Below are 16,358 nucleotides of genomic sequence, written 5' to 3'. Positions count from 1 at the left end.
GGGGTCAGTCGCTTTCGGGTGGTTTCCGGGCGTAACACGAACGTAAAGAGCAGAGGTGAGACTGTCCCCATGGGCAAGCAGCAGGAGTTCGTGCTTCGGACGCTCGAAGAGCGTGACATCCGTTTCGTCCGGCTGTGGTTCACCGACGTGCTCGGGTTCCTGAAGTCGGTCGCGGTCGCGCCGGCCGAGCTGGAGCAGGCCTTCGAGGAGGGCATCGGCTTCGACGGCTCGGCGATCGAGGGCTTCGCCCGGGTCTACGAGTCCGACATGATCGCGAAGCCGGACCCGACCACCTTCCAGATCCTGCCCTGGCGCTCGGAGACGCCCGGGACGGCCCGGATGTTCTGCGACATCCTGATGCCGGACGGCTCGCCCTCCTTCGCCGACCCGCGGTTCGTGCTGAAGCGCACCCTGGAGCGGGCCTCCGAACTCGGCTTCACCTTCTACACCCACCCCGAGATCGAGTTCTTCCTGCTGAAGAACCTGCCCGGCGACGGCACCGCGCCGATCCCCGCCGACCAGTCCGGCTACTTCGACCACACCCCGCGCGGGGTGGGCCACGACTTCCGCCGCCAGGCGATCACCATGCTGGAGTCGATGGGCATCTCGGTGGAGTTCTCCCACCACGAGGGCGCCCCCGGCCAGCAGGAGATCGACCTGCGGTACGCCGACGCGCTCTCCACCGCCGACAACATCATGACCTTCCGCCTGGTCATGAAGGAGGTCGCGCTGGAGCAGGGCGTGTACGCCACCTTCATGCCGAAGCCGTTCTCCGACCACCCCGGCTCGGGCATGCACACCCACCTCTCGCTCTTCGAGGGCGACCGCAACGCCTTCCACGAGTCCGGCGCCGAGTACCAGCTCTCCAAGGTCGGCCGCTCCTTCATCGCCGGCCTGCTGAAGTACGCCGCGGAGACCGCCGCCGTCACCAACCAGTGGGTCAACTCGTACAAGCGGATCTGGGGCGGCTCGCAGCGCACCGCGGGCGCCGGCGGCGAGGCCCCCTCGTACATCTGCTGGGGCCACAACAACCGCTCCGCGCTGATCCGCGTCCCGATGTACAAGCCGGGCAAGCAGGGCTCCACCCGGATCGAGGTCCGCTCCCTCGACACCGGCTGCAACCCGTACCTCGCGTACGCCGTCACCCTGGCCGCCGGCCTCAAGGGCATCGAGGAGGGCCTCGAACTGCCGCCCGGTGCCGACGACGACGTCTGGGCGCTGAGCGACTCCGAGCGCCGCGCCCTCGGCATCCAGCCGATGCCGCAGAACCTCGGCGAGGCCATCGACCTGATGCAGCGCAGCGAGCTCGTCGCCGAGACCCTCGGCGAGCACGTGTTCGACTTCTTCCTCCGCAACAAGCGCCAGGAGTGGGAGGAGTACCGCTCCGAGGTCACCCCCTTCGAGCTGCGGAAGAACCTCCAGGTGCTCTGACGGATCATCAACGTGCGAGTGGGCCTGCTCCGATCGGGGGCGGGCCCGCTTCGTTCTCCGTGCGGCCCGGGGGCTGCTGGCGAGGGGGTGGGGCGGCCGGCTCGGCCGGCGTCCTCCGCGCACGCTAATTCGTTGGGCCAATGCGGTTAACCTGCAGCGGTGCGAACCGGGGCCGGGTGGCGAAGGGGCGTATTCAGAAGATCCGTTTTGCGGATCATCCTGGAGTGTCATGCGTACTCGAATCACCACCCTGGTCGTGTCCGGACTGGCCTCGGCCGCTCTCGTGTGGGGCCCGGCCTGCACGGCCCACGCCTCGCCCCTCATCGATCACGGCGCGACCGTCGAATCGGCGGAGGCCCAGGGCGAATGGGTCGACAGCCTCCTCCGGCTGGCCGAGGAGGACAACAGCTCCGCCGACGGCGCCTGGAGCTTCACCGGCCGCAGCACCCTCTACTCGGGTCCCGTCCGCCCGGCCCAGCGGACCGACACCGACCTCGACGCCGACACCGTGGCCATGGCCGTGGCCGACAGCCGGGCGTCGGACGAGGAGCGGATCGACGCCGATGCCGATGCCGCCGTGCAGGGCGAGTCGGTCCAGCCGGGTGAGGTCGCCCCCGAGCGCGGTCAGCCCGGCGCCCAGCCGCCGGCGGGCGCGCACCCCGAGGGGAAGCCGGCCGGCCACGACGAGCCCTGCGAGGAGGACGGGCACGGTGGGCACGAGGGTCACGGTGGGCACGAGGGCCATGGTGACCACGGTGGGCACGAGGGTCACGGCGGGCACGAGGGCCATGGTGACCACGGCGGGCACGAGGGTCACGGCGACCACGGCGACCACGGCGACCACGGCGGTCCGGGGCAGGGCCAGGGCCAGGGGCAGGGGCAGGGGCAGGGGCAGGGGCAGGGCCAGAGCAACGAGCAGAACCAGGGCCAGGGCCAGGGTCAGGGTCAGAGCAGCCAGCAGAGCCAGGGTCAGGGCCAGAGCGGCGAGCAGACCCAGGGGCAGGACCAGCACGTCAACGTCACCGTCATCGTGCAGAACAGCGTCTCCAACAACCTCAACAACAGCGCGAACAACAGCGCGACCAGCAACTCGAACAACTCCGCGCAGAACAGCGCGCAGAACTCGGCGCAGAACAACCAGTCGGCCGCGCAGACCAACAACCTGTCCAACCAGCAGAACCAGGCCGCCCACCAGGCCAACCACCAGATCTCGAAGAACCTGGGCAAGGTCTCGCTCGTCGCGAAGGAGCGGACGCCGGAGAAGCCGGCCCACCACGGCGGGCACGAGTACGAGGGGAAGGGCCCGCACCAGAGTGGGGGCGGGGAGCACGGGTCCGGCTACCAGCACCACGGTGCGGGCCAGGAGCACGCGTCCGGCAGCCAGCACCACGGGGAGCTGGCCGAGACGGGCAACGAGGGGACGCCGATCCTGCTCGGTCTCTCGGCCGCGTTCCTCGCGGCGGGTGTGGCGGTGATGCGGCTCAGCCGACGCCGCGCATGACCGGTCCGTCCCCCGGGGGTGACGGGTGTCCCGGGTGCCGGGTCGCACCGCGTGGCCACCCGGGGGTGCCGTCCCGGCCGTCCAGCGGCCGGGACGTTTGCCGTCCCGCGGGATCGAGCTCGCCGGGCGCCCGGCGTTCCCGATCCCGCGGTGGCCGCCCGCCGGTACGGGGTACCCCCGCCGTTCGACCTGATTCCGCCCGGTCCACCGGCTGATCCCGGACCGGGCGGGTCCGGTCCGCGATCCTGCCCGGCGCGGCGCCGTGAGGGCGCGTAACCTGCTGAGCGGGCGGATGGAGGGGCCATGGCGGTGGAGGAGCAGCGAGCAGGGAGCCGGGTGAGCCGGCCGGAGATCAGGCTGGTCCGGCGCGGGTTCACCGATCCGGCCCAGGCCGTTCGGCTGCTCGCCGGACCGGGTCTGGAACAGCTGGCCGACGACCCCGTCCTGCTGGACGCGCTCGGCGCCACCGCCGACCCCGACCTCGCCCTGCTCGGGCTCGCCCGCCTGCTGGAGGCCGCCGACGAGCCGGACCGGCACACCCTGCGCGACACCCTCACCACCTCCAAGCCGCTGCGCGACCGGCTCCTCGGCGTCCTCGGCGCGTCCACCGCGCTCGCCGACCACCTGGCCCGGCACCCGCACGACTGGCACGCCCTGGTCACCTTCGAGCTGCGCGACATGCACCCCGGCCCGGAGGACTTCCTGCGCGCGCTCCAGCAGGGCGTCCGGGCGGACGACGCGGTCAGCCCGGCGGACGCGCTGCGGGTCGCCTACCGCCGCTGCCTGCTCGCCATCGCCGCCCGCGACCTCACCGGTACCACCGACCTCGCGCAGACCGCCGCCGAGCTGGCCGACCTGGCCGGCGCGACCCTGCAGACCGCCCTGGACATCGCCTCCGAGGAGGACCGGGCCGCCGCCGACGCCTGCCGCCTCGCCGTCATCGGCATGGGCAAGTGCGGCGGGCGCGAGCTCAACTACGTCTCCGACGTGGACGTGATCTTCGTCGCCGAGGCGCGGGAGGGCGTCGACGAGCACGAGGCGATCAAGGCCGCCACCCGGCTGGCCGCCGCGCTCACCCGGCTCTGCGCCGACACCACCGGCGAGGGCACCATCTGGCCGGTCGACGCCAACCTGCGCCCGGAGGGCCGCAACGGCCCGCTGGTCCGCACCCTCGCCAGCCACGTCGCGTACTACCAGCGGTGGGCCAAGACCTGGGAGTTCCAGGCCCTGCTCAAGGCCCGCCCGGTCGCCGGGGACGCCGAGCTGGGCACCGCGTACCTGGCCGCGCTGGAGCCGATGGTCTGGCAGGCCGCCACCCGGGACAACTTCGTCGCCGACGTGCAGCAGATGCGCCGCCGGGTGGTCGACTCCATCCCGGCCACCGAGCTGGACCGCCAGCTCAAGCTCGGCCCCGGCGGGCTGCGCGACGTCGAGTTCTCCGTCCAGCTGCTCCAGCTCGTGCACGGCCGCACCGACCTGGCGCTGCGCAGCGGCAACACCCTGGAGGCGCTCGCCGCGCTCTCCCGCGGCGGCTACGTCGGCCGGGCCGACGCCGCCTCGCTGGACGCCGCCTACCGGTTCCTGCGCTCGCTGGAGCACCGGATCCAGCTGCACCGGCTGCGCCGCACCCACCTGATGCCGACCGCCGAGGAGGACCAGCGCCGGCTGGCCCGCTCGCTCGCCCCGCTGATCAACGACGACACCCGGGCCGACCCGGTCGCCGCCCTCCAGCGGGAGTGGAAGCGGCACGCGGTGGAGGTCCGCCGGCTGCACGAGAAGCTGTTCTACCGGCCGCTGCTCGACGCCGTCGCCGAACTGCCGAGCGGTGCGGCCGGCCTGCGCCCGGACGCGGCCCGGGCCCGGCTGGAGGCGCTCGGCTACGCCGACCCGGCCGCCGCGCTGCGCCACCTCTCCGCGCTCGCCTCCGGCGTCAGCCGCAAGGCGGCCATCCAGCGCACCCTGCTGCCGGTGCTGCTCGGCTGGTTCGCCGACTCCGCGGATCCGGACGCGGGGCTGCTCAACTTCCGCCAGGTCTCCGACGCGCTCGGCCGCACCCCCTGGTACCTGCGGCTGCTGCGTGACGAGAGCGCTGCCGCGGAGCAGCTGGCCCGGGTGCTGTCGGCCGGGCGGCTCGCGCCCGACCTGCTGCTGCGCGCTCCCGAGGCGGTGGCCATGCTGGGCGATCCGCAGGGGTTGGTGCCGCGCGGCCGGGCCGGGCTGGAGCAGGAGATACTGGCCGCCGTCGGCCGTGCCGACTCCACCGGCGCCGCGGTCGCCGCGGCCCGTTCGGTGCGCCGCCGCGAGCTCTTCCGGACGGCCGCCGCCGACGTGCTGGGCCGCCTCGGTGACGATCCCGCCGAGGCCCTGGACGCCGGCGGCGAGGCGCTCACCGCGATCAACGCCGCCACCCTGCAGGGCGCGCTGCGCGCCTGCATCGCCGGCTGGGAGGCCCGGAACGGGGATCTGCCGACCCGGATCGCGGTGATCGCGATGGGCCGGTTCGGCGGCCACGAACTCGGCTACGGATCCGACGCGGACGTGCTCTTCGTCCACGAGCCGCTGCTCGGCTCGCTGGACCAGGAGGCGGCCAAGGCGGCCCAGGCGGTCTGCCACGAGCTGCGCACGCTGCTCTCCGCGCCGTCCACCGAGCCGCCGCTGGAGGTCGACGCCGACCTTCGCCCGGAGGGCCGCAACGGCCCGCTGGTGCGCACCCTCGCGTCCTACACGGCGTACTACCGGCGCTGGTCGCACGCCTGGGAGAGCCAGGCGCTGCTGCGGGCCGAGCCGGTGGCCGGGGACGCGGAGCTGGGCGCGCGGTTCCGGCAGCTGATCGACCCGCTGCGCTACCCGGGCAGCGGGGTGGCGGAGCGGGACGTGGTGGAGATCCGGCGGATCAAGGCCCGGATCGAGGCGGAGCGGCTGCCGCGCGGGGCCGACGCGACCACCCACACCAAGATCGGGCGGGGCGGGCTGGCCGACGTCGAGTGGACCGTCCAGCTGCTCCAGCTGCAGCACGGGCACCGGCTGCCGGAGCTGCGCACCACCCGGACCAGGGCCGCTCTGGCGGCCGCGGTGCGGGCCGGGCTGGTCGAGGAGGACGACGCGGCGGTGCTGGACGCCGCCTGGGTGCTCGCCTCACGGGTGCGGTCCGCGGTGATGCTGGTGCGCGGCCGGCCGGGGGACAGCTTCCCCGGGGATGCCCGGGAGCTGGCCGGGGTGGCCCGCTACCTCGGGTACGGGGCCGGGCACAGCGGGGAGCTGGTGGACGACTACCGGCGCACCACCCGGCGGGCCCGGGCGGTGGTGGAGCGGCTCTTCTACGGCTGACGGCCGGCAGCCGACGACGGAGAGGGCCCCGCGCATCGCGCGGGGCCCTCCCGGTGTCGCCTGTGCTCAGCGGCGTCCGGCGCCGACGGCCGGCTCGCTCCACTGCTCGGGGACGGTGACCGGCTCCTCCGCCGACTCCCGGGCGGGCACCCTGGGCAGTCGGTAGGGCCAGACGTGGTAGATCCACCGGGCGGTGAGGAAGCCGACCAGCAGGCAGAGCTCGCCGCCGACGGCGTCCATCCAGAAGTGGTTGGCGGTCGAGACGATCACGACCAGCGTGGCCGTCGGGTACAGCAGCCCGAGGACGCGGACCCACGTCCGGCGGGCCAGGAAGAAGATCGCCAGGCCGCACCACATCGACCAGCCGATGTGCATCGAGGGCATCGCCGCGAACTGGTTGGACACGTGGGTGGCCGGCCCGGAGGCCATCGACCCCCAGGTGCCGTGGGCCTTCACGGTGTCCACGAATCCGCCGTCGGTCATCAGACGGGGCGGGGCCAGCGGGAAGAAGTAGAAGCCGACCAGCGCGATGCCGGTGGTGACGAACAGCACCGTGCGGGCCGCGCTGTAGCGCCCGGGGTGGCGGCGGTAGAGCCAGACCAGGACACCGATGGTGACGATGAAGTGCAGCGTCGCGTAGTAGTAGTTCATCCCGGTGATCAGCCAGCCGACCTTGTCGACCGTGTGGTTCACCGAGCGCTCCACGGCGACGCCGATGTTCTGCTCGAACTCCCAGATCCACGACGCGTGCTTCTGGGCTATCGCCTCCTGCTCGGGGACGGCGTTGCGCACGAGGGAGTAGACCCAGTAGCTGATCCCGATCAGGGCCAGCTCGAACCAGATCCGTGGCCGCGCCGGTGAACGGCGCTGGTCGCGGATGCGGCTGCGCAGCGCGGCCGAGCGGGACTGGGCGGCACGGGTGGCTCCGTCGGGCATCCGGCCCCGGTGGGCCTGGCCCGCTCCGGAACCGCCACCGTGCGCCGCGTCGGCGTGCTCGGCACCGGGCTGCTGGATCTCGGTCGGTTCCCCCATGGACGAGAAGTCTGCCAGACGTCCCGTAGCCGTCTGCTCATCCTCTGGAAGTGGATTCTTCACCGGTTGTCCCCCTTGAGGGCTAGGGGGTCTCTCCCACCGGGGTAGGGGATGCGGCTGAGTCTGGGGCGAACCGGTGGGACGGACATACGTCCCATTCTCACGCCGAGCGGATCGACCGGCGCAATCGGGGGTCGGGGCACCGGTACGACAGGCGCATTTTCCCCGGAGGAAACGGTTTCTGCATCTTGCTGAAACATATTGCAGCCCGCTAGCGTCCTGGCAACTCGATCACCCCCTTCCCGCAGGGAGCCCTCCGTGGCCGATCTCCCGCCCCGCCGCCGGCGGAGCAGCAGTACCCGCAGACCCGGTCGGACGGCGGTGCTGCTCGCCGCCTCGCTGACCGCCGCGACCCTCGGCGCCGCCCCCGCGGCCCTCGCCGCCGCCCCGCCCGCCCCGCCCTCGGACGCCGCGCTCGCCGCCACCGCCGGGCGGCACGACCTCACCCGCGAGCAGTTCTACTTCGTCCTGCCGGACCGCTTCGCCAACGGTGACCACGCCAACGACACCGGCGGGATCACCGGCAGCAGGCTGGACCACGGCCTCGACCCGGCCGACAAGGGCTTCTACCACGGCGGCGACCTCGCGGGCCTGATCCAGCGCCTCGACTACATCCAGGACCTCGGCACCACCGCGATCTGGATGGCGCCGATCTTCAAGAACAAGCCCGTCCAGGGCGCGGGCGACCCGGCGGGCGCCTCGGCCGGCTACCACGGCTACTGGATCACCGACTTCACCCAGGTCGACCCGCACTTCGGCACCAACGACCAGCTCAAGGAGCTGATAGCCAAGGCGCACCAGCGCGGGATCAAGGTCTTCTTCGACGTCATCACCAACCACACCGCCGACGTCATCGACTACCAGCAGCAGCAGTACGGCTACCGCTCCACCGGTGCCTACCCGGTGCTGGACGCCGACGGCCGCCCGGTCGACGAGACCGCCGTGGCCGACGCCCTCGCGGCCACCGGCCAGGCCCCGGCGCCGGGCCCGACCCCGACCCCGACGCCGGCCTGGCCGAAGCTGACCAAGGACTCGTTCCCGTACAGCCCGGTGTTCCGCAACCCGGCCGACGCCACCGCCAAGACCCCGTCCTGGCTCAACGACCCCTCGCTCTACCACAACCGGGGGGACTCCACCTTTGTCGGCGAGTCCGCGACCGAGGGCGACTTCTCCGGCCTGGACGACCTCGACACCCAGAACCCCCGGGTGGAGAAGGGCTTCGAGAAGGTCTACCAGCAGTGGGTGAAGGACGCCGGCGTGGACGGCTTCCGGATCGACACCGTCAAGCACGTCAACATGGCCTTCTGGCAGCAGTGGGCCCCGGCGCTCAAGGACTTCGCCGCCAAGCAGGGGAACAAGAAGTTCTTCATGTTCGGCGAGGTCTACTCCGGCGACCCGGCGGTCACCTCGCCCTACGTCACCAAGGGCAGGCTCCAGGCCACCCTCGACTTCCCGTTCCAGAACGCCGCCCGCTCCTACGTCTCGCAGGGCGGCTCGGCCCGGAACCTCGCCGACGTGTACGGGCAGGACTACCGCTACACCACCGCCGACACCGACGCCTACGAGCTGCCGACCTTCCTCGGCAACCACGACATGGGCCGGTTCGGCTCCTTCCTGCTGAGCGACAACCCGGGCGCCGACGAGGCCACCCTGCTGAAGAAGGACCGGCTCGGCAGCGAGCTGCAGTTCCTCACCCGCGGCCAGCCCGTCGTCTACTACGGCGACGAGCAGGGCTTCACCGGCGCGGGCGGCGACAAGGACGCCCGGCAGGACCTCTTCGCCTCGCAGACCCCGTCCTACAACAGCGACCGGGTGCTCGGCGGCTCCGCCGGCTCCGCCGACCGCTACGGGCGGACCGGCGAGCTCTACCAAGGCATCGCCGGGCTGGCCCAGCTCCGCCGCGACCACCCGGCGCTCGCCGACGGCGCCCAGATCCAGCGGTACGCGGCGGACGGCCCGGGCGTGTACGCGTTCTCCCGGATCGACGCCGCCCAGCAGGTCGAGTACCTGGTCGCGGTCAACAACGCGACCGAGGCGAAGGCCGTCACCCTGGACACCTTCTCGGCCGGCCAGGGCTTCGACCGGATCTACCCGGCGGCGGGGGAGCGGCTGACCAGTGGCGCGGACCGCAAGGTCACCGTCACCGTGCCGGCGCTGTCCTCCGTCGTCCTCAAGGCGGGTACGAAGCTCGCCCCGGTCGCGGCGGCGCCGCGGATCGCGCTCCGCACACCCGCCGACGGCTCGTCCGGCACCGTGACCGTCGGCGCCGACGTCGACGGCGGCGGCTTCGACCGGGTCACCTTCGCGGCGCAGACCGGGAACGGACCCTGGCAGACCCTGGGCACCGCCGACACCGGGACGTACGCGGCCACCCAGGATCTCGGCGGCGTCGCCCCCGGCACGGTCGTCCGCTACAAGGCCGTCGTCCAGGACTCCAGCGGCCACCTGCGCTCCGTCACCGGCTCCTTCACCACCGGTACCCCCGCGCCGAAGCCGGTGCCCAGCGCCACCGCCCGCCCGTACGCCGTCGTGCACTACCAGCGCCGCAATGGCGACTACGACGGCTGGAACCTCTACGCCTGGGGAGACCTCGCCGACGGCGAGGCCACCCCGTGGCCGGCCGGCCACGGGTTCACCGGCCGGGACGCCTACGGCGCCTTCGCCTACGTGAAGCTCAAGCCCGGCGCCTCCGACGTCGGTTTCGTCGTGGAGAAGGACGGCGTCAAGGACGTCGACGCCGACCGGCACCTCGACGTCGGCGCCGGCGGCGAGGTCTGGCTCACGGAGGGCGACCCGGCCGTCCGCACCGCCAACCCCGGGCCGGTCAACACCCAGCCCGCCAACACCGCGGTGATCCACTACAACCGGGCCGACGGCGACTACGACGGCTGGGGCCTGCACGACTGGACCGGCGCCGCCACCCCCACCGACTGGGGCAACCCGCTACAGCCGGTACGCCGCGACGCCTTCGGCGCCGTCTTCGAGGTGCCGCTCGCGCCCGGCGCGACCAGCCTCAGCTACATCCTGCACAAGGGGAACGACAAGGACCTTCCCACCGACCAGTCGCTGGACCTCGCCGTCAACGGCCGCGAGGTCTGGATCCTCGGCGGCCGCGAGGGCTACCTGCTGCCGCAGAGCAGCGCCGCCGCCTCCCAGCTGGACCTCGGCTCGGCCAAGGCCCAGTGGATCGACGCCCGGACGGTGGTCGTCCCCGCCGGCTACGGCGCGGGCGACGCGGGCCTGGCCGGCGGGACCAGCGCCCAGCTGGTGTACGACCCGGCGGGCGGCATCACCGCCGACCGGGGCGTGCTGAGCGGCCCCGGCCGGTGGATCCGGCTCACCCCCGCACCCGGCGGCCTGACCGACGCCCAGAAGGCCGCGTTCCCGCACCTCGCGGGCTACCGGGCCTTCACCGTGGACCCCCGGGACGCCGCCCGGATCCCCGCCGCGCTCCGCAGCCAGCTGCTCTTCACCGAACACCTGCCGAGCGGTGCGGCCCTGGCCGCCACCGGGGTGCAGATCCCGGGCGTGCTGGACGACCTGTACGCGCGCCGCACCGGCCGGGTGGACTTCGGCCCGGCCTACTACAACGGCAAGGTGGCGCTCTCGGTCTGGGCGCCCACCGCGCAGGAGGTCTCCGTCCAGCTCTTCGACGGCCCGGCCGGCGGCACCCCGAGGACGGTGCCGCTGAAACCGGACGAGGAGACCGGGGTCTGGGAACTCGTCCGGGACAAGGCCGAGCTGGACGGCAAGTACTACCTGTACCAGGTGAAGGTCTGGGCGCCGTCCGTGCGGCAGACGGTGGTCAACACCGTCACCGACCCGTACTCGGTCGCCCTCTCCGCCGATTCGACCCGCAGCCTGGTCGCCGACCTCGCCACCCCGGCGCTCAAGCCGGCGGGCTGGGAGAACCACACCGTCCCGAAGGCCGTGCCGCCCGCGCAGCAGCAGATCCAGGAGCTGCACGTCCGCGACTTCTCGGTCGAGGACACCACCGTGCCGGCCGCCGAACGCGGCACCTACCTGGCCTTCACCGAGTCGCAGTCGGCCGGGATGCGGCACCTGCGCGAGCTGGCCTCGGCCGGCGTGACCACCGTGCACCTGCTGCCGACCTTCGACATCGCCACCGTCCGGGAGAACCGGGCCGAGCAGAAACTGCCCGCCTGCGATCTCAAGGCCCTCGCGGCGGACGGTGAGAAGCAGCAGGAGTGCGTGGCCGCCGTGGCCGCCGAGGACGCCTACAACTGGGGTTACGACCCGCTGCACTACAACGTGCCGGAGGGCTCGTACGCCACCGACCCCGGGGGCACCGCGCGGACGGTGCAGTTCCGGCAGATGGTGCAGGCGATCCACGCGGCCGGACTGCGGGTGGTGCTGGACGTGGTCTACAACCACACGGCGGCCGCCGGGCAGGCCGAGCACTCGGTGCTGGACCGGGTCGTCCCCGGGTACTACCAGCGCCTCGACGCCAACGGCAAGGTGACCACCGACAGTTGCTGCGCGGACACCGCGCCCGAGCACGCCATGATGAACCGCCTGGTGGTGGACTCGGTGACCACCTGGGCCCGTGAGTACAAGGTGGACGGCTTCCGTTTCGACCTGATGGGGCTGGACCCGAAGTCCACCATGCTGGACGTCCAGGCCGCTCTGCGCAGGATGACACCGGACTCGGACGGTGTCGACGGGAAGAACGTCTTCCTCTACGGCGAGGGCTGGAACTTCGGCGCCGTCGCCGACAACGCCCGGTTCCAGCAGGCCACCCAGCTGAACATGGCCGGCACGGGCATCGCCACCTTCGACGACCGGATCCGGGACGCCGCCCGCGGCGGCAACTTCCAGCTCTCCTCCGCCCCGCAACAGGGCTTCGCCTCGGGCCTGTTCACCGACCCGAACGGCTCGCCCGCGAACGGCACCCCGGCGGAGCAGAAGGCCCGGCTGCTCAAGCAGATGGACCAGCTGAAGGTGGCGCTCACCGGCAACCTGGCCGGCTACACCTTCACCGACAGCACCGGAAGGACCGTCACCGGCGCGGGAGTCGACTACAACGGCGCCCCGACCGGCTACGCGGCGAAGCCCGGCGAGTCGGTGGAGTACGTGGACGCGCACGACAACGCCGACCTGTTCGACGCGCTGGCGTACAAGCTGCCGGCCGGCACCGCACCGGCCGACCGGGCCCGGATGCAGGCGTTGGCGCTCTCGTTGACCGCGCTGACCCAGGGCCCGGGCTTCGCCCAGGCCGGCAGCGACCTGCTGCGCTCCAAGTCGCTGGACGCCAACTCCTACGACTCCGGTGACTGGTTCAACGCGATCCACTGGGACCCTTCGCAGGGCAACGGCTGGGGCCGGGGCCTGCCGCCGGCGGCCGACAACAAGGAGATGTGGCCGACCGCCAAGTCCCTGCTGGCCGACCCGCGGCTGACCGTGGGCGCGGCCGACATCGCCGCGACGAGCGCGCAGTACCAGCAGTTCCTGCGGATCAAGCAGGGCTCGCCGCTGTTCGCGCTGCCGACCCTGGCCGCCGTGCAGCAGCGGCTCTCCTACCCGCTCTCCGGCACCGCCGGTGAGACGCCCGGGGTGATCACACTGCACCTGGACGGCACCGGGCTGGCCGGCGCGGAGAAGGGTGTCACCGTGGTGTTCAACGCCACGCCCACCGCGCAGGGGCAGACCGTGGCCGGGCTGAAGGGGACGGCCCAGGCGCTGCACCCCGTCCAGACGGGCGGGACCGACCAGGTGGTCCGGCAGTCCGGATTCGACGCGGCGACCGGCACGTTCACCGTGCCGGGCCGCACGGTGGCGGTGTTCGTCCAGCGCTGACCCGTACCGGCCGGGCGCCTGTTCCGGCCGGACACCCGTCCCGGCGGGACACCTCTTCGGCCGGGCACCCGTACCGGCCGGAAAGGGGCCCCGTACCGCCTGCCCGGCGGTGCGGGGCCCTCGGTGTTCCCGGGCCGGCGCGGCCGCTGCGCACGGCGCTGCGGCCGGTGTCGCGCACGGCGCCGCGGACGGGCTGCGGCCGTCCGCCGGCGTCCGGTTGTGCATGCCCCCGCCGGAGGGTTCCCACTCGGACAATGACTGGCCGAAAACCGTTGTTGGCACGGCCGGAACAGTGAGGTGCCGCCTCCGGACGGCGCCGCCGCCCGCCGCCCGGTGGCGACGGCCGTCCCGTGCACTGGTCAGTGCCCGCCGGGGGTGGCCGAACCGTTCGGTGAACATGAAAACGGTCGCCACTAGTTCCTGCGCCTGTAACACAGTCAAAGGGCCTACCGGTATACGGTTTCGGTCGCTAATCGGCCAATCAGTGGCATGCATCTGTCATTCACGACTCGTTTGCTGCCACGATTCCCCCGGCTGCAGACGAGGGGACCCCACCCCCCGGTGCAGCTGCCCCAGGTCAGGAACAGCGCATCCCCCTGCCGGTAAGTGTTCCACCCTGCTCCGCAACCGCACCCGCGCCGCGCACCGGCGGCGGGGGCCCCCACTGAGCCGCAACCCTGCGGCCAGGTTCTCTCCACCGTTCGCGAACCCCGCGCCGGTCGGAAAAGGAGTCCGCATGTCCCGCTACACCCAGGCCCGGAAGGCAGCGGTTGTCATGGCCGCTTCCACCGCCCTGCTGGTGACCGGCATCCCGGTCATCGCGCAGGCGGCCACCCCCGACGCGCCGGCTGCCGTCGCCGCCCAGCAGGCGGACCGCGCACAGCTGATCTCCTCCGCGAACCAGCAGACCGCCACCCTCGCCCAGACCTTGGGCCTGGGCAGCGAGGAGAAGCTGGTCACCAAGGACGTCATCCAGGACGCCGACGGCACCCGTCACCTGCGGTACGAGCGGACCCTCAACGGCCTGCCCGTCCTCGGTGGCGACCTGGTCGTGCACCAGGCCGCCACCGGCGCGACCAAGGGTGTGGACCGCGCCAGCACCGCGCCGCTGACCGGTGTGAGCACCACGCCGAAGCTGGCCGCACCGGCCGCGCAGTCGGCCGCGCTGGCCGCCGAGTCCGGCACCTCGCTGGAGGCCGCGCCCCGCCTGGTGGTCTGGGCCGCGGACAACAGCCCCCGGCTCGCCTGGGAGACCGTCGTCTCCTCCACCGGCGAGGACGGCACGCCGAGCAAGCTGCACGTCGTCACCGACGCGACCAGCGGCCAGGTCATCCAGAAGTTCGAGGGCATCCAGACCGGCACCGGCAAGGGCGTCTTCGTCGGCAACGTCACCGTCGGCACCACGCAGTCCGGCTCGACGTACCAGCTGAAGGACGCCACCCGCGGTGGGATGTACACCACCAACCTGAACCACGGGACCTCCGGCACCGGCACCCTCTACAGCAAGTCGACCGACACCTGGGGCGACGGCACCGTCGCCAACGGCGAGTCCGCCGCGGTCGACGCCCACTTCGGCGTCTCGGCCACCTGGGACTACTACAAGAACACCTTCGGCCGCAACGGCATCCGCAACGACGGTGTCGGCGCCTACAGCCGCGTCCACTACGGCAACAACTACGTGAACGCGTTCTGGGACGACTCCTGCTTCTGCATGACGTACGGCGACGGCGCGAGCAACACCCACCCGCTGACCGAGCTCGACGTCGCGGGCCACGAGATGAGCCACGGCGTCACCGCGGCCACCGCGAACCTGGACTACTCGGGTGAGTCCGGTGGCCTGAACGAGGCGACCTCGGACATCTTCGGCACCATGGTCGAGTTCTACGCCAACATCCCGACCGACAACCCCGACTACCTCATCGGCGAGTTGATCGACATCAACGGGAACGGCACCCCGCTGCGCTACATGGACAAGCCGTCCAAGGACGGCGGCTCCGCCGACTACTGGTCCTCCACCGTCGGCAACAAGGACGTCCACTACTCGTCCGGCGTCGCCAACCACTTCTTCTACCTGCTGTCCGAGGGCAGCGGCGCGAAGGTCATCAACGGCGTCAGCTACAACTCGCCGACCCAGGGCAACATCACCGTCACGGGCATCGGCCGGGACAAGGCCGCCGCGGTCTGGTACCGCGCGCTGACCACCTACATGACCTCCACCACCAACTACGCCGCGGCGCGCACCGCGACGGAGAAGGCGGCCACCGACCTGTACGGCGCGGGCAGCGCCGAGCTCACCGCGGTCAGCACCGCCTGGGCCGGCGTCAACGTGGGCACCGCCCCGAACCCGGGTGGCGTCACCGTCACCAGCCCGGGCAACCAGAGCACCGCGCTGAACGGTGCGGTCAACCTGCAGATCGCGGCGAGCGGTGGCACGGCTCCGCTGACCTTCACGGCCACCGGCCTGCCGACCGGCCTGTCGATCAGCTCCGCCGGCAAGATCACCGGCACCGCGACCACGGCCGGCACGTACAACGTGACCGTCACCGCGACGGACGCCGCCAACAAGACCGGCACGGCGAGCTTCACCTGGACCGTCTCGGGCGGCGGCGGCAGCTGCACCCCGGCCCAGCTGCTCGGCAACGCGGGCTTCGAGACCGGCACCGCCGCCCCGTGGACGGCCACCAGCGGCGTCGTCGACAACAGCGCCTCCCAGGCCGCGCACGGCGGCACCTGGAAGTCCTGGCTGAACGGCTACGGCTCCACCCACTCGGACAACCTCTCGCAGACCGTCAGCATCCCGGCCGGCTGCAAGGCCTCGCTCAGCTTCTACCTGCACATCGACACCGCCGAGACCGGCTCCACGGTCTACGACAAGCTGGCCGTCACGGTCAACGGCACCGCGCTGAAGACCTACTCCAACGTGGACGCGGCCGCCGGCTACCAGCTCCGCACCTTCGACCTCTCGGCCTACGCCGGCCAGACGGTCACCCTGAAGTTCGCCGGCACCGAGGACTCCTCGCTGCAGACCAGCTTCGTGATCGACGACACCTCGATCCAGACCAGCTGACCCGCCCCGGCGGTCAGTAGGACCAGGTAAGACAGGGAGCAGGGCCCGGCAGCCACGGCTGCCGGGCCCTGCGTCGTGCCCTGCCGCGGGCCCCGCCGTCCCGTGCCCTGCCCTGCGCCCCGC

6 protein-coding genes are annotated in these 16,358 nt (G+C 72.4%); 5 read left to right on the top strand and 1 reads right to left on the bottom strand.

Annotated features, from left to right (window positions below):
* Positions 1 to 69: 69 nt before the first annotated feature.
* The 3 genes from OH807_RS13405 to OH807_RS13395 all read left to right on the top strand — a co-directional run bounded on the left by OH807_RS13405 (position 70) and on the right by OH807_RS13395 (position 6,259).
* The gene (locus tag OH807_RS13405) at positions 70 to 1,431 is read left to right on the top strand and encodes a glutamine synthetase family protein (RefSeq protein WP_406198008.1); all 1,362 of its coding nucleotides are present in this window, start codon (positions 70 to 72) and stop codon (positions 1,429 to 1,431) included.
* A gap of 229 nt (positions 1,432 to 1,660) precedes the next feature.
* Complete coding sequence (locus OH807_RS13400; RefSeq protein WP_406198005.1) at positions 1,661 to 2,932, top strand: hypothetical protein; 1,272 nt, start codon at positions 1,661 to 1,663, stop codon at positions 2,930 to 2,932.
* A 303-nt stretch (positions 2,933 to 3,235) separates the two neighbouring features.
* Positions 3,236 to 6,259: a bifunctional [glutamine synthetase] adenylyltransferase/[glutamine synthetase]-adenylyl-L-tyrosine phosphorylase gene (locus OH807_RS13395; RefSeq protein ID WP_406198003.1), complete on the top strand. Its 3,024-nt coding sequence runs from the start codon at positions 3,236 to 3,238 to the stop codon at positions 6,257 to 6,259.
* Between the two features lie 66 nt (positions 6,260 to 6,325).
* Here OH807_RS13395 and OH807_RS13390 read toward each other — a convergent pair whose 3' ends face one another.
* Positions 6,326 to 7,291, bottom strand: coding sequence for a phosphatase PAP2 family protein (locus OH807_RS13390; RefSeq protein WP_406198000.1), 966 nt, complete (start codon positions 7,289 to 7,291; stop codon positions 6,326 to 6,328).
* Positions 7,292 to 7,609: 318 nt separating this feature from the next.
* Here OH807_RS13390 and pulA point away from each other — a divergent pair, with 318 nt between their 5' ends.
* The gene (pulA, locus tag OH807_RS13385) at positions 7,610 to 13,168 is read left to right on the top strand and encodes a pullulanase-type alpha-1,6-glucosidase (protein WP_406197996.1); all 5,559 of its coding nucleotides are present in this window, start codon (positions 7,610 to 7,612) and stop codon (positions 13,166 to 13,168) included.
* A gap of 736 nt (positions 13,169 to 13,904) precedes the next feature.
* Positions 13,905 to 16,235 (top strand): M4 family metallopeptidase, encoded by a 2,331-nt coding sequence (locus OH807_RS13380; protein ID WP_406197994.1) that lies wholly within the window; start codon positions 13,905 to 13,907, stop codon positions 16,233 to 16,235.
* The last annotated feature ends 123 nt before the right edge of the window (positions 16,236 to 16,358 follow it).

The sequence above is a fragment of the Kitasatospora sp. NBC_01560 genome, from assembly GCF_045208415.1.
Lineage (GTDB): Bacteria > Actinomycetota > Actinomycetes > Streptomycetales > Streptomycetaceae > Kitasatospora.
This window is presented reverse-complemented; position numbering and strand designations above follow the sequence as displayed.

Bases quoted from the DNA above. Each gene is read 5' to 3' on its own strand.
- OH807_RS13405 (WP_406198008.1), top strand. From the start codon at position 70: ATGGGCAAGCAGCAGGAGTTCGTGCTTCGGACGCTCGAAGAGCGTGAC.
- OH807_RS13400 (WP_406198005.1), top strand. From the start codon at position 1,661: ATGCGTACTCGAATCACCACCCTGGTCGTGTCCGGACTGGCCTCGGCC.
- OH807_RS13395 (WP_406198003.1), top strand. From the start codon at position 3,236: ATGGCGGTGGAGGAGCAGCGAGCAGGGAGCCGGGTGAGCCGGCCGGAG.
- OH807_RS13390 (WP_406198000.1), bottom strand. From the start codon at position 7,291: ATGGGGGAACCGACCGAGATCCAGCAGCCCGGTGCCGAGCACGCCGAC.
- OH807_RS13380 (WP_406197994.1), top strand. From the start codon at position 13,905: ATGTCCCGCTACACCCAGGCCCGGAAGGCAGCGGTTGTCATGGCCGCT.